The sequence below is a fragment of the Micromonospora sp. NPDC093243 genome (assembly GCF_044753725.1).
GTDB lineage: Bacteria > Actinomycetota > Actinomycetes > Mycobacteriales > Micromonosporaceae > Micromonospora.
Genome location: NZ_JBIVNT010000006.1, coordinates 248,324 through 267,602 on the forward strand (window position 1 = coordinate 248,324; position 19,279 = coordinate 267,602).

The 19,279-nt window shown below is 71.0% G+C and carries 17 protein-coding genes and 1 riboswitch; of the genes, 8 read left to right on the forward strand and 9 right to left on the reverse strand.

The window, feature by feature from the left end:
• Positions 1-4: 4 nt before the first annotated feature.
• Positions 5-1,012: a tripartite tricarboxylate transporter substrate binding protein gene (locus ACIP9D_RS21840; protein WP_350873878.1), complete on the reverse strand. Its 1,008-nt coding sequence runs from the start codon at positions 1,010-1,012 to the stop codon at positions 5-7.
• A 72-nt stretch (positions 1,013-1,084) separates the two neighbouring features.
• On the opposite strand from ACIP9D_RS21840, the gene ACIP9D_RS21845 reads away from it, so the two are divergent.
• Both ACIP9D_RS21845 and ACIP9D_RS21850 read left to right on the forward strand, forming a co-directional pair.
• Positions 1,085-2,803 (forward strand): ATP-binding protein, encoded by a 1,719-nt coding sequence (locus tag ACIP9D_RS21845; protein WP_350873879.1) that lies wholly within the window; start codon positions 1,085-1,087, stop codon positions 2,801-2,803.
• Positions 2,800-3,474 carry a response regulator gene (locus tag ACIP9D_RS21850; protein ID WP_350873880.1) on the forward strand — a complete coding sequence of 225 codons (675 nt, stop codon included), beginning with the start codon at positions 2,800-2,802 and terminating at the stop codon, positions 3,472-3,474. Before ACIP9D_RS21845 ends, ACIP9D_RS21850 begins: the two co-directional genes overlap by 4 nt.
• A 27-nt stretch (positions 3,475-3,501) precedes the next feature.
• On the opposite strand, the gene ACIP9D_RS21855 is transcribed toward ACIP9D_RS21850, so the two are convergent.
• Complete coding sequence (locus ACIP9D_RS21855; RefSeq protein WP_350873881.1) at positions 3,502-4,089, reverse strand: TetR/AcrR family transcriptional regulator; 588 nt, start codon at positions 4,087-4,089, stop codon at positions 3,502-3,504.
• A 157-nt stretch (positions 4,090-4,246) separates the two neighbouring features.
• On the opposite strand from ACIP9D_RS21855, the gene ACIP9D_RS21860 reads away from it, so the two are divergent.
• Entirely contained in the window at positions 4,247-5,266 is a 1,020-nt protein-coding gene (locus ACIP9D_RS21860; protein WP_350873882.1) for an aldo/keto reductase, read from the forward strand.
• Between the two features lie 131 nt (positions 5,267-5,397).
• On the forward strand, positions 5,398-6,957 hold the full coding sequence (locus ACIP9D_RS21865) for an acetolactate synthase large subunit (protein WP_350873883.1): 1,560 nt from the start codon (positions 5,398-5,400) through the stop codon (positions 6,955-6,957).
• Positions 6,958-7,109: 152 nt separating this feature from the next.
• Here the strand turns inward: ACIP9D_RS21865 and ACIP9D_RS21870 are convergent, their stop codons facing one another.
• The 5 genes from ACIP9D_RS21870 to ACIP9D_RS21890 all read right to left on the reverse strand — a co-directional run bounded on the left by ACIP9D_RS21870 (position 7,110) and on the right by ACIP9D_RS21890 (position 12,711).
• Positions 7,110-9,386, reverse strand: coding sequence for a penicillin acylase family protein (locus ACIP9D_RS21870; protein ID WP_350873884.1), 2,277 nt, complete (start codon positions 9,384-9,386; stop codon positions 7,110-7,112).
• Positions 9,387-9,653: 267 nt separating this feature from the next.
• Positions 9,654-10,262, reverse strand: coding sequence for a response regulator transcription factor (locus ACIP9D_RS21875; RefSeq protein WP_350873885.1), 609 nt, complete (start codon positions 10,260-10,262; stop codon positions 9,654-9,656).
• The gene (locus ACIP9D_RS21880) at positions 10,262-11,404 is read right to left on the reverse strand and encodes a sensor histidine kinase (protein WP_350873886.1); all 1,143 of its coding nucleotides are present in this window, start codon (positions 11,402-11,404) and stop codon (positions 10,262-10,264) included. The genes ACIP9D_RS21875 and ACIP9D_RS21880 overlap by 1 nt, the downstream gene beginning before the upstream one ends.
• Before the next feature lie 14 nt (positions 11,405-11,418).
• Positions 11,419-11,856, reverse strand: coding sequence for a DUF6069 family protein (locus ACIP9D_RS21885; RefSeq protein ID WP_350873934.1), 438 nt, complete (start codon positions 11,854-11,856; stop codon positions 11,419-11,421).
• 513 nt (positions 11,857-12,369) lie between these two features.
• Entirely contained in the window at positions 12,370-12,711 is a 342-nt protein-coding gene (locus ACIP9D_RS21890) for a metalloregulator ArsR/SmtB family transcription factor (protein WP_350873936.1), read from the reverse strand.
• Positions 12,712-12,943: 232 nt separating this feature from the next.
• Here ACIP9D_RS21890 and ACIP9D_RS21895 point away from each other — a divergent pair, with 232 nt between their 5' ends.
• From ACIP9D_RS21895 to ACIP9D_RS21910, 4 genes are all read left to right on the forward strand, one after another.
• A complete protein-coding gene (locus ACIP9D_RS21895) occupies positions 12,944-13,498 on the forward strand; it encodes a hypothetical protein (protein ID WP_350873887.1) in 555 nt (184 codons plus the stop codon).
• A 67-nt stretch (positions 13,499-13,565) separates the two neighbouring features.
• Entirely contained in the window at positions 13,566-14,141 is a 576-nt protein-coding gene (locus ACIP9D_RS21900; RefSeq protein WP_350873888.1) for an NADAR family protein, read from the forward strand.
• The gene (locus ACIP9D_RS21905) at positions 14,134-14,628 is read left to right on the forward strand and encodes a hypothetical protein (RefSeq protein ID WP_350873889.1); all 495 of its coding nucleotides are present in this window, start codon (positions 14,134-14,136) and stop codon (positions 14,626-14,628) included. Before ACIP9D_RS21900 ends, ACIP9D_RS21905 begins: the two co-directional genes overlap by 8 nt.
• A 138-nt stretch (positions 14,629-14,766) precedes the next feature.
• A complete protein-coding gene (locus ACIP9D_RS21910; RefSeq protein WP_350873890.1) occupies positions 14,767-15,090 on the forward strand; it encodes a plasmid stabilization protein in 324 nt (107 codons plus the stop codon).
• A gap of 89 nt (positions 15,091-15,179) precedes the next feature.
• Here the strand turns inward: ACIP9D_RS21910 and ACIP9D_RS21915 are convergent, their stop codons facing one another.
• Both ACIP9D_RS21915 and ACIP9D_RS21920 read right to left on the reverse strand, forming a co-directional pair.
• On the reverse strand, positions 15,180-16,199 hold the full coding sequence (locus ACIP9D_RS21915; protein ID WP_350873891.1) for a ribonucleotide-diphosphate reductase subunit beta: 1,020 nt from the start codon (positions 16,197-16,199) through the stop codon (positions 15,180-15,182).
• A gap of 37 nt (positions 16,200-16,236) precedes the next feature.
• Positions 16,237-18,558 (reverse strand): ribonucleoside-diphosphate reductase subunit alpha, encoded by a 2,322-nt coding sequence (locus ACIP9D_RS21920; protein WP_350873937.1) that lies wholly within the window; start codon positions 18,556-18,558, stop codon positions 16,237-16,239.
• Positions 18,559-18,762: 204 nt separating this feature from the next.
• A riboswitch (cobalamin riboswitch) is annotated at positions 18,763-18,998 on the reverse strand.
• Positions 18,999-19,279: the final 281 nt, after the last annotated feature.

The window sequence follows — 19,279 nt, forward strand, 5'->3', positions numbered from 1 at the left end:
CCGCTCACGCCAGCCCGAGCTGCTTGAGCAGGTCCGCCACCGACTTGTCCTGCTCGGTGAGGAAGGCGGCGAACGCCTCGCCGGTGACGAAGGCGTCGGTCCAGCCCCGCTTGGTCAGCTCGGCCTTCCACTCGGCGGACTCGTGCATCCTCGTCAGCGCGTCGATCCAGACCTGCTTGTCGGCGTCGCTGATGCCGGGCGGTGCGACGATGCCCCGCCAGTTCGTGAAGACCAGGTCGATGCCCGCGGACTTCAGCGTCGGCACGTCCTTGAGCGCGTCGATCGGCGCTTCGCTGGTGACCGCGAGGACCCGGAGCTGGCCGGCCTGCACCTGGTCGAGGAACTCGCCGAAGCCGCTCGCGCCGAAGGCCACCTTGCCACCGAGCACGGCCGGCAGCAGCTCGCCGCCGCCGTCGTACGAGATGAAGTTGACCTGGCGGGGGTCGATGCCGACGGTCTTGGCCAGTTGCATCGGCAGCAGGTGGTCCGGGCCGCCGGGGGAGGAGCCGCCGCCGACCGCGATGGCCTTGGGGTTGGCCTTCCAGGCCGTGACCAGGTCACCGATGCTCTGGTACGGCGAGTCCTTCGGCACTACGATGGCGCCGGCCTCCTCGATCATCTTGGCCAGGGCGGTGGTCTGGGTGAGCGTCGCCGACGACTTCGAGGTGTACGACGCGCCGACCACGCCCAGCCCCATCTGCATGGCGAGCTTGCCGTTGCCCTTCTCGTTCACCATCCGCTGGAGGCCGACGGTGCCGCCCGCACCGGGCAGGTTGAAGACCTGCACCCCGCTGGCGATCTTGGCGTCCTCCATCACCTTGGCCGCGGTGCGGGCGGTGGTGTCGTACCCGCCGCCTGGGGTGTTCGGCACCATGATCCGTAGTCCGGTGGCCGGCTCACCGTCGCCGCCGGACCCGCTGCCGTTCTTGTCCGCCGTGGCGCCACAGGCGGCCAGCGCCAACGCCGTGGCGGCGGCCACGCCCATCACCAGCAGGTTTCTCCGAGTTGCCATCATGTTTCTCTTCCGTTTCGAAGGAGTCCGGCGGCAAGATGATGGCCCCCGGGCAGACGCCACGTCTGCCTTGTGTCAGCAGCGGAAATTGAGGTCTTTGTGGTCGCGGTCACGCCTCGCCGTACGTTGGCCGGGCAGCTGCTCGTACTCCAGCTCGCGATCATCGTGGTCGTGCTGGTGGCGGTGGCCGCCGTCTCGCTGGCCCAGTCCGCGGCGACCTTCAACCGCGTGGAGGGGCGGCGGGTGGCCGCCCTCGGCGAGCAGCTCGCCGGCAGCCCGTTGCTACGCGAGCAGCTCAACTCGCCGGCGCCGGCGGAACTCGTCGCGCCGCTGGTGCAGAACGTGCTGACCCAGTCCCGGGTGACCTCGGTGACCGTGGCCGACGCCCGCGGCCGGGTGGTCAGCTCCACCGACCCGACGCTGGTCGGCAGCCCGCTGATGCTGGGCGACGGGGCGGTGGCACGAGGCCGGAGCTGGTCCGGCGAGCTGGCCGTCGGCGACTCCCGGGAGCTGGTCGCCCAGGTGCCGGTGCTCGGCGACCGGGAGTGGAACCTGGGCCAGCAGCTCGGCGTCGTGATGATCGGTGAAGCCTCGCCGAGCTGGTCGGCCCGGCTGGTCGGCGCCTCGTCCTACCTCTTCACCTACCTCGGCATCGCCAGCGTGCTCGGCCTCGTGGGGTCCTGGCTGCTGGCCCGCCGGATCAAACGGCAGACCCTCGGCCTGGAGCCACGGGAGATCGCCGGCCTGGCCGAGCACCGGGAGGCGCTGCTGCACGGCATCGCCGAGGGGGTGATCGCACTCGACCCGCAGCTGCGGATCACCCTGGTCAACGCGGTGGGCCGGCGGCTGCTCGACCTGCCCGAGCACTGCCTCGGCCGGAGCCTCGCCGAACTGGGGATCTCCGGTCGGTTGCGCGACGTGCTGGCCGGCGCCGACAACGACCCAGAGGCCCGCGACGAGGTGGTGGTGCGCGCCGGCCGGGTGCTGGTGATGAACCGGATGACGGTCAGCAAGGACGGCCGCCGGCTGGGTTCGGTGACCACCCTGCGCGACCGCACCGAGCTGGCCCGCCTGGAGCAGGAGATCGGCTCGTTCCGGAGCACCACCGAGCTGCTGCGCGCCCAGACCCACGAGTTCGCCAACCAGCTGCACACCATCTCCGGGCTGATCCAGATCGGTGAGCACGACGAGGTCGTCCGGTACGTCGACGCGCTGAGCCGGCACCGGGCCTCCCTGGACCTCACCGTCACCAGCCGGATCCAGGACACGGCGGTGGCGGCCCTGCTCATGGCGAAGTCGGCGCTGGCCGCCGAGCGCCGCGTGGAGCTGCGGATCTCCGAACGGACCGGCCTGGACCGCCTGGAGCCGGCGGTCGCCGCGGACGTCGCGACGGTGCTGGGAAACCTGGTCGACAACGCCGTCGAGGCGGTGGCCGGCGGCCGGGAGAGCCGGACCCCGCTGCCCGGCGGCCCGGCCGACGTCGGTCAGGAGGGCGGCGACCTCACGGACGGACCGGCCTGGGTGGAGGTCGAGTTGCGTCGGGACGCCTCCTCGGTGGAGATCGTCGTCCGCGACTCCGGTCCCGGGGTGGCCCCGCAACTGGCCCGGGAGGTCTTCACCCACGGATTCACCACCAAGGCGGCCCGGGGCGGCGAACGGGGCATCGGGCTGGCGCTCACCCGGCTGGTCTGTCACCGTCGCGGCGGTGAGGTCGCGGTGACGAACACCGAGGAGGGTGCGATGTTCACGGCCCGGATGTCGGTGACCGGCGCGCTGGAGGCGAGTCGGTGATCGACGTACTGGTGGTCGACGACGACTTCATGGTGGCCCGGATCCACCGTGGCTTCGTCGAACGGATCGACGGCTTCCAGGTGGTGGGCACGGCCAGTACCGGCGAGGAGGCGGTCGCGGCCGTCGACGAACTCCGCCCGGACCTGGTGCTGCTCGACCTCTACCTGCCGGACATGTTCGGCCTGGACGTGGTGACCCGGCTGCGAGCCGCCCGGCACGACTGCGACGTGCTGGTGATCAGCGCGGCCCGCGAGGCCGAGGCGGTGCGGCAGGCGGTTCGCTACGGCGCGGTCAACTACCTGCTCAAGCCGTTCGGCTTCGACGAGCTGCGGACCCGCCTGGAGCAGTACGCCGCGCGGCGCAACTCGCTGCGCGCCACGGTGGTCAGCGACCAGTCCGACGTGGACCGGGTCCTGTCCCGCAGCGGCTCGCACATCGCCAGCTCGGCGCTGCCGCGCGGGCTCAGCGCGGAGACCGCTGAGCTGGTGAAGCGTGCCCTGCAGGGGCACGCCGGCACGTTCTCCGCCGCCGAGTGCGCCAACGCGGTGGGCATCTCCCGGGTCAGCGCCCGGCGATACCTGGAACACTTCGCCGACACCGGCCGGGCACAGGTCGGTCTCCGCTACGGCTCGGCCGGCCGCCCGGAGCGGCGCTACAGCTGGCTCTCCTGACGGCCCCGTCGGGTCGGGCCGCGGCGGCTACCGGGGCCGGAGCAGTCCGGCGACGAGCAGTTCGACCAGGTGCCGTGGGTCGTAGCGGGGGTCGTTGTCGGCGCCGATGCAGAGGTTTCCGACGCCGCGCATGAGTTCGTAGGCGGCGATGCCGGGGCGGGTCTCGCCGGCCTCGGCGGCGGCGTCGAGCAGTTGCGTGCAGACGGGCACGAGGCGGTCGAGGAAGTAGGCGTGCAGGGCGTCGAAGCCGGCGTCGTCGGACCGCAGCACGCCGGCGAGCCCGCGCTTGGTGACCAGGAAGTCGACGAAGAGATCGATCCATCGGGCCAGGGCGGCGTACGGGGTCGCGCTGCTCGCCAGCAGGGCCGGACCGGCCTCGGCGCAGGCCTCGACCTGGTGCCGGTAGACGGCGATGATCAGGTCGGCCCGGGTGGGGAAGTGTCGGTAGATGGTGCCGGTACCGACGCCCGCCTTGGCCGCGATGTCCCGTACCGGCGCTTCCACGCCGGCGGTGACGAAGACCGCGGCGGCCGCGTCGAGCAGGGTCTTCTCGTTGCGTACCGCGTCCGCCCTTCTGCGCTGGGGCGCGCGTTCGGTACCCCCGTCGTCGATCACCGCTCTGTTCCCTCCGCCACTGGGCTTGGCAAACGGAACAACGTTCCGTATCGTTAACGGAGCAAGGTTCCGTTTGGCTCATGATGCCAGACCAGGGGGTCGGCAACCAAGCCACGTGCCCACCGCCACCCCTCAGCGACAGGGAAGGAAACACCCCATGCAGTACCGCACCTTGGGTTGCACCGGTGTGCAGGTCAGTTCGCTCGTGCTCGGCGCGATGAACTTCGGCGACATCGGCCGCACCACCCAGGACGAGGCCACCGCCATCGTCGACGCGGCCCTGGAAGCCGGCATCAACCTCATCGACACCGCCGACATGTACAGCCAGGGCGAGTCGGAGGAGATGGTCGGCAGGGCCATCGCCGGGCGCCGCGACGACATCGTGCTGGCCACGAAGGCCAGCATGCCGATGGGCGACAAGCTCAATCACCAGGGCAGCTCACGCCGCTGGCTGGTCACCGAGTTGGACAACAGCCTGCGTCGCCTCGGTGTCGACCACGTCGATCTCTACCAGATCCACCGGTGGGATCCGCGCACCAGCGACGAGGAGACGCTGTCGGCGCTGACTGACCTTCAGCGCGCCGGGAAGATCCGTTACTTCGGCTCCTCGACTTTTCCGGCCTACCGCATCGTCCAGGCCCAGTGGGCCGCCCGGGACAACCACCTGAGCCGCTACGTCACCGAGCAGCCCAGCTACTCGATTCTGCAGCGCGGCATCGAGGCCCACGTCCTGCCCGTGACGGAGCAGTACGGTCTCGGTGTGCTGGCCTGGAGCCCGCTGGCCTCGGGCTGGCTCTCGGGCGCGATCCGTGCGGGCCGGGACGTCACCACCAACCGCTCGACATTCATGCCGCAGCGCTTCGACACCGCCATCCCCGCCAACCAAGCCCGGCTTGACGCGGTCGAGCAGCTGGCCAAGATCGCCGACGAGGCCGGCCTGACGATGATCCAGCTCGCCCTGGGCTTCGTCACCGCCCACCCGGCGGTGACCAGCGCGATCATCGGCCCTCGCACCCTGGATCACCTGCACTCACAGTTGGCCGCCGCGGACACCGTGCTCTCCGCCGACGTGCTCGACGCGATCGACGCGATCGTCGCGCCCGGCACCGACCTCGCCGCACACGAAAAGTTCGACACTCCGCCCGCCCTGCTCGACGCGGCACTGCGGCGCCGCTGATCGCTCGCGCCCGAAGCCCTCGCGCCGTCGACCGGCACCGGTTCCGCTGACCGGTGCCGGTCGAATGCGCCGCTTTGGCAGTGTTTGACCGCCTATGCTGGCGACCAGTGGTCCGAACGAAGGGCGATGCCGTGAACGGGGCTGAAGCACTGCTGCGGACCTTGGCCGACGGCGGGGTGGAGGTCCTCTTCACCAATCCCGGCACCACCGAGCTGCACCTGGTCGGGGCCCTGGAATCGGTGCCGCGGCTGCGGGGGGTGCTCGCCCTCTTCGAGGGCGTGGTCACCGGCGCCGCCGACGGCTACGCCCGCATCGCCGGAAAACCCGCCGCGACCCTGCTGCACCTCGGTCCGGGGTTCGCGTACGGCCTGACCAACCTGCACAACAGCCGGCGCGCGAACTCGCCGGTGGTGAGCATCGTCGGCGACCATCCGACCTACCACAACGTGTTCGACCCGCCGCTGACCTCCGACATCGCCGCGCTCGGCGGCTGGCTGCGCGGTCCCGTCCGCCGTACCGAGAACGCCGCCGGCGCCGGGACCGACGCCGCCGCGTCGCTGGCGGACGCCGTGGCGCCACCCGGGCAGATCGCGACCGTGATCATGCCGGCGGACGTCTCGTGGGCCGACGGCGGAGTGGTCGGCACACCGGTGGCCCCCAGGCCGACGCCGGCGGTGTCCCAGGAGGTAATCGACCAGGTGGCGCAGGTCATCCGCGGTGGCGAGGCGACCGCCCTGGTCATCGGAGGGCCGGCGCTCCGCGAGGCGGGCCTGTGCGCGGCGAGCCGCATCGCCGCCGCCACCGGCGTCCGGGTGTTCCAGGAGCTTTATTCCAACCGGGTCGAGCACGGGGCGGGCCTGCCCACGTTCCCCCGGCTGGGTTTCTACCCGGAGCAGGTGCTCGAACAACTGGCCGGGGTGCGCCACGTGATCGTCGCGGGCGCCAAGGTCCCCGTCGCGTTCTTCGCCTACCCCGACCAGCCGAGCTGCCTCGTCCCGGAGGGCGCCGAGGCGCACGTCCTCGCCGAGGTCGGCCAGGATGCCGTCGCCGCGCTCGGCCAACTCGCCGACCTGGTGGCCCCCGGCTCGGCGCCCGATTTCGCGGAGCCCCGGCGACCGGCTCTGCCCAGCGGCCCGCTCACCCTGCAGAACTGGGTCGAGGTCGTCGCGGCGCTGCTCCCCGAACGGGCGATCGTCATCGACGAGACGGTCAGCTCCGGTACCGCGCTGGCGGCCGCCACCGCAGGCGCACCGAGGCACGACGTGCTCATGCAGACCGGCGGCGCGATGGGTGACGGCCTGCCGCTGGCCGTCGGCGCCGCCGTCGCCGCGCCCGATCGGCCGGTGGTGGCACTCGAGGCCGATGGCTGTGCCATGTACACGGTCACCGCACTCTGGACCCAGGCGCGCGAGCAGTTGAACATCACCACCGTGATCCTCGACAACCACGCGTACGCCATCCTGCGCCAGGAGTGGGCACACTTCAGCCGCCGGCCCAGCGCCGGTGGCCCGGACACCAACCCGCTGTTCGACCTGGCCGATCCGGCGGTCGACTTCGTCGGGCTGGCGGAGTCGTTCGGCGTGCCCGCCACCCGCGCCACCACCGCCGAGGAACTCGCGGAGCAGTTCAGCGCGGCCCTCGCCGAGTCCGGCCCGCACCTCATCCAGGCCGTGATCCCACCCGCCGCCTGATCTCCCGTCGCGACGACGCTCGTTGACGTACGACCGGGGCGGGGGCTGCGCCCGTCGACGCCGAGGCGCGCACCGACCGGCTGGCCGGCCGGACCGTCTCGGCGTCGACGCGACGTCCTACCACCGGTCGCCGACGGGCTCCCGGTCGGCGACTAGCTGCCGTCCCCCGCCGGGGCCTGCCGGGGAACGGCAGCACCCGGCCGGTAGCTCCGCTCGACGTGGCCCGTCAGGTCCTCGGGATAGAAGTAGACGGGACGAAGCTCGCCGCTCGCGTACCGTTCGGCCTGGTCGTTGAAGTGCGGCGAGTTCGGATGTCCACTCGCGCCACCCGCCGTCACCGCCCAGGCGCGCAGCCTTGGCCCGAATTCCACCACCGCCACGAAGCTGTTGCCGCTGGTGCCGTAGTAGCGCTTCGTTCCCGGGTAGCGCCTCGCTCCGAACGAGGCGAGGGAACCCCACTGCGCGGAGGTGAAGGGCACCGGGAGGCTGGGCTTGGCGTCGTCGAAGGTCTGCGTGATCGCGCCGTCGTTGCGCTGGAAGCGGTTGATCTCGCCCCAGGGCACCTGCCAGCTGCCGAAGTCCTGGGTCAGCCGGTCCGCCGCTGCTTCGAGCGCGGTGAGTCGCTGCGCATCGGTGGCACGCTCGGCCAGGTAGTCCCACATCGACATGCCGGCGTCTCGCGCCGCCTGGGCCAGGGGCGCCCAGAGCGCCTCGCCCCAGAACACCGCCAGCGACGTCGCGGTCGACTCCGCGCTCCAGCGGAAGTCCCAACCGCGCAGCAGCCCGATCGGCTCGGCGAGCGCCGCCTTCTGCTGGTCGCCCTCGGGCAGCTTGTCCCACGCCGCGACCAGTCCCGGCACGAGCCGGGCGAAGGCGGTGAGGTAGGTGTCGAAGGCGGCTTCGATCAGCGTCTGCGGGGTGAAGTCGCGCCGCGCCGTCAGCACCCGGATGGCCTGCGGTCCGCGCGGGTTCTCGCCGGCCTGGTCGAAGTAGCGGGGGTAGTCGGCGGCCCTGGGGCTGTACGGCCCGGCCGCGGTCCACGGCCAGTTGTTCGTGTTGAAGGCCCAGCCGGTCTTCGGGTTCACCGCCTGCGGGAGGCTCCGGAGGGTGTGCAACCCGCGCCAGTCGGTCGCCGGGTCGCTGCCGTCGACGGGCTTGCGGTAGTCGAAGCGGTCATCGCGGACGGGCATGAACTGCGGCATCAGGAAGGCGATCTCGCCCTTCGAGTCCGCGAAGAGGGTGTTGTTGGAGCTGTTGGCCTTGAGGCCTGCCACCTGAAGGTAGTCGGCGTAGTCCCGGGTCTTGGTGCGCAGGAAGCTCTGCTGCAGCGCCTCGAGGGGCTTGTTCATCAACGCGAACGCGATCCACTTGCCGTCGGCCTCGCGCACGATCGGGCCGTGGTGGGTGGCGAAGGTGGTGAAGCTGCGCCGGGCCCGTGCGCCGTCCGCGGAGCGGTAGGACAGGGTGATCGTCTTCGTCGTCACTGGCCGCAGACCGGTGCCGTAGCGGTAGTAGCGGCGACCTCCGGCCCCGGTCACGACGGTCTCGGCGAACTCGTCGACGTTGTCCACGCCGCTCGACGTGTGCATCCAGCCCGTGTGCGCGTTGAAGCCCTGGTAGATGAAGAACTGCCCCCAGGTGGCCGCGCCATAGGCGTTCAGCCCCTCGCGGCTGGTCACGTGCTGCTCCGAGCGGAAGAAGAAGCTGGTGTGCGGGTTGATCAGCAGCAGCGCATGGCCGTCCCGGGTGTTTTTCGGCGCGATCGCCATGCCGTTCGAGCCCTTGGGCTCGCGGAACAGCAGACCGCGCTCCTCCTCGGTCATCTCCACCGGACGCTCGGTGTAGAAGGCTTCGAGCTGCGTGAGCGGCACCCGCTCGATGTCGCCGCCGATGCTGCCCTCGGAGAAGCTCAGCGGCATCCACGGCTCGAAGCGCGTGATCACGCGGGGCCGCACCTCGGGGTGGGTCGCCAGGTAGTAGTTCAACCCGTCGGCCCAGGCCTGCATCAGCTTGCGCAACCAGGCCGGGCTCTTCGCGTAGTCCCGCTTCAGCACCTCGGGGTCGATGAACAGCCGCTGGCGCAGGTCCTGCCAGATCGCGGTCTCGCCCTCGGCCTCGGCGAGGCGGCCGAGGCTGACCAGATAGTTGCGTTCGACCCGGTTGAAGTCGTCCTCGGCCTGGGCGTACATCATGCCGAAGACCGCGTCGGCGTCGGTCTTGCCCACCACGTGCGGGATGCCCCAGTCATCGCGGGTGATCGTCACGTGCGCCGCCTGCCGACGCCAGCGGGCGAGGTCGGGGGCGTGCTGCGCGGGCGCGGCGGACGCGCCGCCGGCCGGCAGTCCCGCCGCCACGGCTCCGGCGGCCAGTCCGGCCGCACCGCCCAGGATGCGGCGCCGGCTCAGCCCTTCGTTCTGCGGGTGGTTCATGGCTTGGTCCACCTTCTCGGGAGGTCGACCGATCGTGCGCGGTGAGCGCGATCGGTGGGGTGGTGGGGCGCGCCCGCGGGGTGCCCGGCAGCGGCCCGGAGTGGATGCTGTGGACGCGGGCTCACCGCGCTGAAGGAGAGGTCCGTCATGGGCAGCTCCTCGAATGCTCGACGCGAGGAGCGTATGTTGTATACGTTGGGGGGAGCAAGGCCTCGATCAATGCCACGTTCGGGCGAGCCGGTGCGGCACAGCCGCATCGCTGCTCGCTCAGAGCCAGCCGCGGTCGCGGGCGAGGCTCAACGCCTCGCCGCGGTTGCGGGTTCCGGTCTTGCCGATGGCTGCCGAGAGGTAGTTCCGCACCGTGCTCGGCGACAGGTGCAACCGGCCGGCGATGTCGGCGATCGTCGCCCCGCCGGTGGACGCGCTCAACACCTCCCGTTCCCGTTCGCTGAGCGGGTTCGGACTGGCACTCAGCGCCTGCGCGGCCAGCAGCGGGTTCACCACGATCTCGCCGGCGAGGACCCGGCGGATCGAGGCGGCGAGTTCCTCGACCGGGTCGTCCTTCACCAGGAACCCCTTCGCGCCGGCCTCCATGGCGCGCCGCAGGTAGCCGGGACGGCCGAACGTCGTCACCACGATGACCGCGCAGTCCGGCAGGGCCTGCGCCACGTCGCCGACGAGATCCAGGCCGCTGCGGCCGGGCAGCTCGATGTCGAGCAGCACCACGTCCGGGCGGGTGTCCCGGGCGGCAGCCAGCACCTCGTCACCGCGCCCGACGCTCGCCACCACCGTCAGGTCCTCCTCGAGGTCGAGCAGGGTGGCGATGGCCGAGCGCAACATCGCCTGGTCCTCGGCGATGAGGATCGTCGTGGGCATCAGCGTCTACCCGACCGAGCCTGCGCGGGTACGGACGCCGTCAGGCGGAACCCGGACGGCGTCGCGGTCGCGGTGAGCTCGCCGCCCAGTTCCTCGACGCGTTCCCGCAGGCCGCGCAGGCCGCTCCCGTCGGTTGCCGCGCGGCCGCGCCCGTCGTCGACGACCTCCACACTCGCGTGCTCCCCGTCGGACGTCACCGTGATGCGGCAGCTGGTGGCCCCGGCGTGCCGCAGCACGTTCGTGGCGCCCTCGCGGACGACCCAACCGAGCAACGCGTCGACCTCGGCGTCGAGTTCGACCGCCGGCGGCGTGACGTCGACCTGGATGTCGGCGGCCGACAGCGCCGTGCTGGCGTTGGCGATCTCCTCGCGCAGGCGCACCGAGCGGTAACCGGTCACGGCCTCGCGCACCTCCGTGAGGGCCTGCCGGCCGATGGTCTCGATGTTCCGCGCGTGCTCGGTGGCCGCCTCGGGATCCCGCCCGAGGAGGCGCCTGATCGCTTCGGCCTTGATCACCACCACCGACAGCGTGTGCCCGAGCAGGTCGTGCAGATCCCGGGAGAACCGTAGCCGCTCCGCGGAGACGGCGACCCGCGCCAACTGCTCCCGGGTACGGGTGAGCTCCCCGACGACGCCCACGAGGTACTGCACCAGGTACGTCCCCACTCCGGCGAAGAACGTCGAGAAACCCAGGAAGAGGGCCACGTCGAGGGAGCCGCTCTCCAGCCCGGCGGCGACGGCACCGCTGATCGTCAGCGAGGCGATCATGCCAAGCGCCCACCGCTGCCGCACGGCGACGGCCGCGGCGATCGCGAGCAGCGGGAAGACGAACTCCCGGTCGGTGCGCCACACCACGAGGTACGCGGTGCACAGGACGGTGACGACCAGCAGGGCGGCCTCCGAGGTGCGTCCGTCGCGCAGGCCCACCCGGAACGGCAGCCACACCGTGAGGGCGTAGGCCGCGCCGAGGAGCAGCAGATGGGCCGTGCGCAGGACCTGCCCGTCGGCCAGCGAATCGACGACCGGTGCGAGCAGGAGCACCGGCGTCCAGATGAGCGCGAACCACGGGCCGGGATGGCGTGCGACCCACGCGAAGGCCGGCTCGGTCCGGACGCAGTCAAGGGTCTCGTCGTGCGTCCTCATCGACGCGTCCACACTCAACGGGACCGCATCCGAGCGTTCGAGGTCGGCGCGAGGCCGAAGATGAGCACTGTTCCCACGGCGATGTGCATGGCCGACAGGCTCGCGAGCGCTGCGCCCGAGGCACCGGAGGAGACCGGCCCGAGCAGGGACAACGCCAAGACCACCCAGGCGGTGATCCGCCAGGCGCGCGGGCCGCGGCGGAACGATCGATCGAGGAACGCCAGCAGCCCCCAGGCCGCGGCGCCCACCAGCAGCGGCACGACGGCGACCGACGCCGGGCCGACCGTCTGCGCCGTCGAGCCGGATCCCACCGTCAGGTCCAGTCCGGCGATCGGCACACTGATCGCCCAGACCGCCAGCGCGACGGCGGACGCGGCGACCAGCGTCACCCCGCCGCGCAGGCTCCGGCCGTGTTCTGCCGCGTGATCGGCGATGCTCGTTGTCTGTGTCATGGCCCTTCGCCTCTTCCTGTCCGGCCGGTGCTCCACCTTCTTGCGTCCCCGACGCTACGGCGGCGGCCGGGGCGCGCGGCAGGCTGAGATGTCACCTGATCCGTAGGACGAATGTCCTTGCACCCGTGGCGGAGCCGCCCGCGCGAACGGCGATCCCGCGCGGGCGCCGGAGTGACGCAGACGGTGCCCGCATCGGGGTCGGGTGCGGCCCAGCGTCGGTCGCCCCGCTCTGGACGCGGCTCGACAGGCGGGGCAGAGGATGGTCAGCGACCGGGTGGAACCCGCCAAACAATTGACGCGGTTGAGGCCCCGCCGCCGGAGGGCGGGCGGGGTAGGCGGGAAGAGCCGGCGGTGCGGCCACCGCTGGGCGGCGGGCGGGTCGGCCGGCGTGGGTGACACCGGGTACGCGAAAAGCGCTCGCCGGCACGCGGACAGGACGCCGCGAGGCGAGCGGTGCTGGCGACCGGATCACCGTGCCGACCCGCTACGGCGGCGCGGTCCTCGAGGTGCCGCTCAGCGGGTCCTCTTCGTCGCTCGTTTGCGAGGCGGCGTCAGGAGGTCGGCTATCGCCGCGATCGCGTCCGGCACCAGGCGGTAGTACGCCCAGACGCCGCGCTTCTCACGCTCGAGCAGGCCCGCTTCGGTGAGGATCCGAAGGTGATGGCTCACGGTCGGCTGGGAGAGATTCAGCGGCGCGGTGAGGTCAGTCACGGACGCTTCGCCCTCCGGAGCGGCCTGGATCAGGCTGAGCAGCCGCAGTCGGGCCGGATCGGCGAATGCCTTCAGCACCCCCGCGAGCCGCTCGGCATCGGCGCGCTTGATCGGCTCGCCGGCCAGCGGCGAAATAGCAGGCATGGCAGTTTTCGCAGTTCCCACGCCTACCATCGTTCCACCAGAACCATCGATAAGCCGGTGGAACCGGAAGCATCACACCGACGGCGATCGTGAGGACGCTGTCCGGGAGTTCCGGGAGGCCGGGGCGAGGTCACCGGCAACCTCGGCAGTCCGCTCAGGTCGCGTTCCGGGAGCCCGGGAGGGGCGCTGCCCCACCGGCGGGGACGGCCGGTGGCGCGGTTACCCTGCGGCGGTGGTGGTCGATGCGGACGGGGAGCGGTTGGCGGAGTCGCTGACCGACCGACTCGATGCGGTCACCTTCACCGACCTGACCACCGACCAGGTGACCGCCCGGCTGATCGACGCGGTGGTCGAGTGGGCGGGAGAGCAGGGCTGGCGGGTCTACCGGCGCGCGCCCAGCGTGCTGCGGCTCCCGCCGCCGATGTCCGCACAGCAGTCGGTGCTCGACGTGGCCTGTGCCCGCCCGGACGGGCCGCCGGTCGTCGTCGAAATCGATCACAGTACGCGCCGTCGCACCTGGGAGAAGCTGCTCGCCGAAGCGGACGCGGGGCGGATCGCGCTCTGGGTGCGCTGGGGGGCCGGCCGGTTGACCGCGCCGCCGGCGCCGATCCAGATGGTGACCTGCGAGGTGAGCAGGCGCTCGGACCCGACCGGACGGGGCTGGGTGCACAGTCGCTCGCCGCGCGCCGACAAGCTGCCGCCGGCGCACTCCGACGTGCCGGTCGGGCCGGTGGCCGCCGTCGAGTTGCCGCTGCCACCGCCAGAGTCGACCGACGCGGGGAGCTAGGCCCCGACGCCGGCGTCAGCGGTATTGGCGATGCGTCTCGGGCCGGCGGTGCGGCAGACTGGCCCGCATGGTCGCGTCCGTGCGCAGCGTCGCCGAACTGACCGACGCGATGCGTGCCGGCTCCAGGGTGAAGTTTCTGTTCTTCTGGGGCCACCAGCCGCAGCGCGACGGCAGCATCGGGGCTGGTTGCCTGAGCCAGTGGTGGCCGGCGCCGTTCAGCGTCGACGGGCTGGAATTCGCGACCGCCGAGCATTACATGATGTGGCGCAAAGCCATCCTGTTCGGCGACGAGGCGACAGCCGCCAGGATCCTGACGGTGGTGCACCCGCACGCGGCGAAGACGCTCGGCCGGCAGATCACGGGTTTCGACGAGCAGGTGTGGGAGCAGCACCGCTACGACATCGTGGTGGCGGGCAACCTGGCGAAGTTCGGCCAGCACCGGGAGCTACGCGGGTATCTGTTCGACACCGGTGAGCGGGTGCTCGTGGAGGCCAGCCCGCTCGACCGGGTGTGGGGCATCGGTCTGGCCGTCGACCACCCGGACGCCGTCGATCCCGCACGGTGGCGCGGGTTGAACCTGCTCGGCTTCGCGCTCATGCAGACCCACGCGATGCTGCGTGCAGAGGCAGCCTCCGGTGGGTAAGTCGCCGGACCTCGTCGCCGCCGAGTACGCCCTGGGCAGCGCCGATGTCGAGCGGGTGCCGTGGTACGCGGCGGATTGGCTCGCGGACGGGCACGACGGGCCGACGCTGCGGGAGCTGGCCGGTCTCGACGGCACCAACCCGCCGCTGATCGGCGAGTTGCTGCCCGCGGCGCTCGCCGAGGTCGGCGTACCCGTTCCCAGCGCGGCCGAGGCCTCCGACGCGTGGTTTTCCGCGTTGGCGCAACGACTGCTCGACGGTGCGGTCGATGAGCGGACCGTCAGCGAGCAGACGTCGGCGTTCGTGTCGTGGCACCTGGACCTGGAGGAGGTCTGGCGCAGCCCGTTCACGGACCTGCACGCGCTGGCCGACGAGTGGGATCAGGGCTGGGGGCGCGGCAATAAGGAGCTCGCGGCGACGGTGCGTCGGCTGTGCCGTGATCACCTTCTCCGTCCTCCGACTGCGCCGAGGCTCGACCCCGCCGGCTGACTCCGTTCGAGCGACGTGTTTTACGGCTGGATACGCAGGGCATCTTTCCGCTGGTCGCGTCAGCGCCGACGACCTGACCGGCGGTGCGTCGGACGGGTCGCCGGGTTCCGTCCCTTCGAGTCGCCCGGGAGGCAACCGATGCCAGCAGGGTCCAGCCCCAAGCGGGAGCGGCAGTACGAGCACATCAAGGCGAGTGCGAAGAAGCGCGGCGTCTCCACCGACCGGGCCGAGGAGATCGCCGCCCGGACCGTCAACAAGGAGCGGGCCCGCTCCGGCGAGTCCCGTACCGCGAGCCGCTCCTCCCTCAACGACGTCTCGTCCGGGCATCGCGGTGGCAAGCGTTCGCACAGCGGCGCCCAGGGACGTACCAAGGAGCAGCTCTACAACGAGGCGAAGAAGCGCGGCATCAAGGGCCGCTCATCCATGTCCAAGGCAGAGTTGGAGAAGGCCCTGTCCCGCTGAACGCCTCCCGGCCGTTCCCTCGGCCCGCCCCGGGCGAGGCCGACCGGCGATGCTGGCGGGTGGGCCGGGCGCCCACCCACCAGCACCGGTCAGAAGTCGTCGTCGAAGCTGACCGTGCCGGTCACGCCGACCTGGTACGCCGACACCCGCCGTTCGAAGAAGTTGGACAGCTCCTGCACGTCCTGCAGCTCCATGAAGGCGAACGGGTTCTTCGCCCCGAAGATCGGGGCGATGTCGAGCTGCGCGAGCCGCCGGTCGGCCACGTGCTGGAGGTATTCCCGCATGTCGGGCAGGGAGAGCCCGGAGACGCCCTGTTCGAGGAGGTCCTCGGCGAACTGGACCTCGCACTCGACCGCCTCGGTGAGCATCTCGCGCACCTGCTGACGCAGTTCGTCGTCGAACAGGTCGGGCTCCTGCTGGCGTACCGTGTCGACGACGTCGAACGCGAACGCCATGTGCATCGACTCGTCGCGGAACACCCAGTTGGTGCCGGAGGCGAGCCCGTGCAGGAGACCGCGGGAGCGCAGGAAGTAGACGTACGCGAACGCGCCGTAGAAGAACAGCCCCTCGATGCAGGCGGCGAAGCAGATCAGGTTGAGCAGGAACGCCCGTCGGTCCTCGCGGGTCCTCAGCTCCCGCAGTTCGAAGATCGAGTCGATCCAGCGGAAGCAGAACTCGGCCTTGCGACGGATCGAGGGAATGTTCTCGATCGCGTCGAACGCGGCGAAGCGTTCCTTTTCGTCCGGCACGTAGGTGTCGAGCAGGTTCAGGTAGAACTGGACGTGCACGGCCTCCTCGAAGAGTTGGCGGGACAGGTAGAGCCGTCCCTCCGGGGAGTTGACGTGCTGGTAGAGGTTGAGCACCAGGTTGTTGGCGACGATGGTGTCGCCGGTGGCGAAGAACGCCACGAGACGGCTGACCAGGTGCCGCTCGGCGGGCGAGAGCCGGTCCAGGTCGGCGAGGTCGGAGTGCAGATCGACCTCCTCCACCGTCCAGGTGTTCTTGATCGCGTCGCGGAACCGGTCGAAGAAGTGCGGATAGCGCATCGGCCGCAGGGTCAGATCCATCCCCGGGTCGAGCAACATGGCGGTCTTCGCGGTGCTGGTCATCGCAGTGCCTTACTGTCGTTGCGGCTGGGGGAGCGGGTCACTGGCAGGCGTCGCATGATTCGGGGTTCTCCAGGGAACAGGCGAGGGCCTCCTCGTCGGTGACCACCACCGGGCGACTGATCGCGACGGTGGCCTGCTGGATCCGGGTGGCCGGCCGGGAACGCAGGTAGTACGTGGTCTTCAGCCCGGACTTCCACGCGTACAGGTACATCGAGGAGAGCTTCCCGATGCTCGGCGCGCTCATGAACAGGTTCAGCGACTGGCTCTGGTCGATGAAGGGGGAACGGGCGGCGGCGAGGTCGATCAGGGCCCGCTGCGGCAGCTCCCACGCGGTCCGGAACAGCTCGCGTACCTCGGCCGGCAGCGCCTCGATGCCCTGGACCGACCCCTCCGCCCGCCTGATCTCGGTCCGGATCTCCTCGGTCCACATCCCGAGGTCCTTCAGCTGCCGGACCAGCGCCGTGTTGATCTGCAGGAACTCGCCGGACAGCGTCTCCCGCTTGAACAGGTTGGACACCTGCGGCTCGATGCACTCGTAGCAGCCGGCGATGGAGGCGATGGTGGCGGTCGGCGCGATCGCGACAAGCAGCGAGTTGCGCAGCCCGTGCGTCGCGACGCGTTCCTTGACGGCGGCCCAGCGCTCGGCCTGCGCCGGGGTGATCCCCCACAGGTCGGGCTGGAGCTGGCCCCGGGCGGCCCGGGTCTGCTGGTACGCCGGATGCGGACCGAACTGTTCGGCCAGGCCGGCGGAGGTCTCCAGGGCGGTCAGGTAGATCTCCTCCGAGATCCGGGTGGAGAGCTCCCTGGCCGCTTCGGAGTCGAACGGCAGCCTGAGCGCGAAGAAGGCGTCCTGCAGGCCCATCAGGCCGAGCCCGACCGGTCGCCAGCGCGGGTTGCTCGCCGCCGCCTCGACGCTCGGGTAGTAGTTGATGTCGATCACCCGGTCGAGGAAGACCACAGCGGTCCGTACGGTCTCGCGCAGCCGCGCCCAGTCGATGCCGTCGCCGGCCAGGTGGGCCGCGAGGTTCACCGAACCGAGGTTGCAGACCGCGGTCTCGCCGTCGCTGGAGACCTCGACGATCTCGGTGCAGAGGTTGGACAGGTGCACCACGTTGCCCGGCTCGGCGGTCTGGTTGCACAACCGGTTCGACGGGTCCTTGAACGTCATCCACCCGTTACCGGTCTGGGCCAGCGTGCGCATCATCCGCCCGTACAGGTCCCGGGCCTTGACCTGGCGCACGAACCGGCCGGCGGCCTCGGCGGACCGGTACGCGGCGTCGAACTCGTCGCCCCACAGGTCGGGCAGTTCGGGCACCTCGGCCGGGTCGAACAGCGACCACATCTCGTCGGCCTCGACCCGGCGCATGAACTCGTCCGGGATCCAGTTCGCCAGGTTCAGGTTGTGCGTACGCCGGGCGTCCTCACCGGTGTTGTCGCGCAGTTCGAGGAACTCCTCGACGTCCGGGTGCCACGGCTCCAGGTAGACACAGGCCGCCCCCTTGCGCCGGCCGCCCTGGTTGACCGCGGCCACGCTCGCGTCCAGCGTGCGCAGCCACGGCACGATGCCGTTGGAGAGCCCGTTCGTGCCCCGGATCAGCGCACCCCGGGAACGGACCCGCGACCAGGCGATCCCGATCCCGCCGGCGAACTTCGACAGCTTCGCCACCTGCGCGTACCGGTCGTAGATGGAGTCGAGCTCGTCGCGGGGCGAGTCGACCAGGAAACAGGACGACATCTGTGTGTGCGCGGTGCCGGAGTTGAACAGCGTCGGGGAACTCGGCAGGTACGCCAGCGACGACATCAGCCGGTAGAACCCGATCGCCTCGGCAGGGGTGCGCGACAGCCCGCAGGCGACCCGCAGCAGCCAGTACTGCGGCGTCTCCACCACCAACCGGCTGGTGGGGTGGCGCAGCAGGTAGCGGTCGTGGACCGTACGCAACCCGAAGTACTCGAACCGCAGGTCGGCCGCGGGGTCGATCGCGTCGTCGAGCTTGCGGGCGTTGAGCGACACGAACTGTGCCGTCTGGTCACCGATCAGCCCGTGCTCGTGACCGAGCTGGATCGCCTGGCTGAACGAGGCGATGCCCTGCCCCCGTACCTCCTTGTCGACGTAGCCGGCCAGCAGCCGGGCCGCGAGCCGGGAGTACTGGGGTTCCTCGCCGATCATCTCGGCCGCGGTCTGGATCGAGAGCCGGTCCAGCTCGGCCGTCGTCGCCCCGTCGTAGAGGCCACTGATCGTCCGCGTGGCCACTCGCAACGGGTCGACGTCGGTCAGGTCGTCCGCCCACCGCTCCACGGCACGGACGATCTTGTTCACGTCGACCGGTTCGAGCGCGCCGTTGCGCTTGCGCACCTGCATGGGGGTACGCCGCTGCCCCGGCACGGTCAGCTCGTGCTCCGCCGCCGGGTCGCCCGCCACCAACTGTGTGACCGTCACCTGTCGCTCCTCGTGCTCGCATCCGACGAGGTCCGGAGCACACGCGCAGGCAGGCGGAGACGCACGCGAGGGCGTACGTCGCAGCCGTCGACCGTCCCGCGCGGCCTCGGACCGCCGCGCACGGTTCACCGGCGCGGCGCGACTGGCAGGTCTTCGGACTCGCGGGCACGGCCGCGAAGAGAATCGCGACCTCCTACTGACCGTCGCTTCCCGGGCGGTCGGCTGATGCCGGTTGTCGCCCAGTGCTGTGTGACGGCGTTCGTTCCCACTCACCGCTGCGGGGCAGTCCCGGACTTCCACCGGGTTCCCTCTTGCCTCAGCCGGGTTGGATGCCCGGCTGAACCAGTTGCGTCACGGACTATATATGGGGGAGGCGGGAAGCGCGCACACCAGATGTCGTGTCGGCGTGTTGCTGGGGACACAGTCGGGGGAGGCGAGAGAGACGCTGTCGCGGGCGTCGCCCCCGACGGCGTGAGGCATGGTGTCGACGCGTCGCGGCGTGACACTGCTATGAAGGTGCGGGCCGCCGCGACCGGGGGGAGACCCGGTGTCTCGCTGCGCTTTGTAGGTTCCCTACAAAGCACGCTGTCAGTCTCCGCAACTTTCGACATGGCGCTGCCCGCCGGTAGCCGGAAGGGTGAAA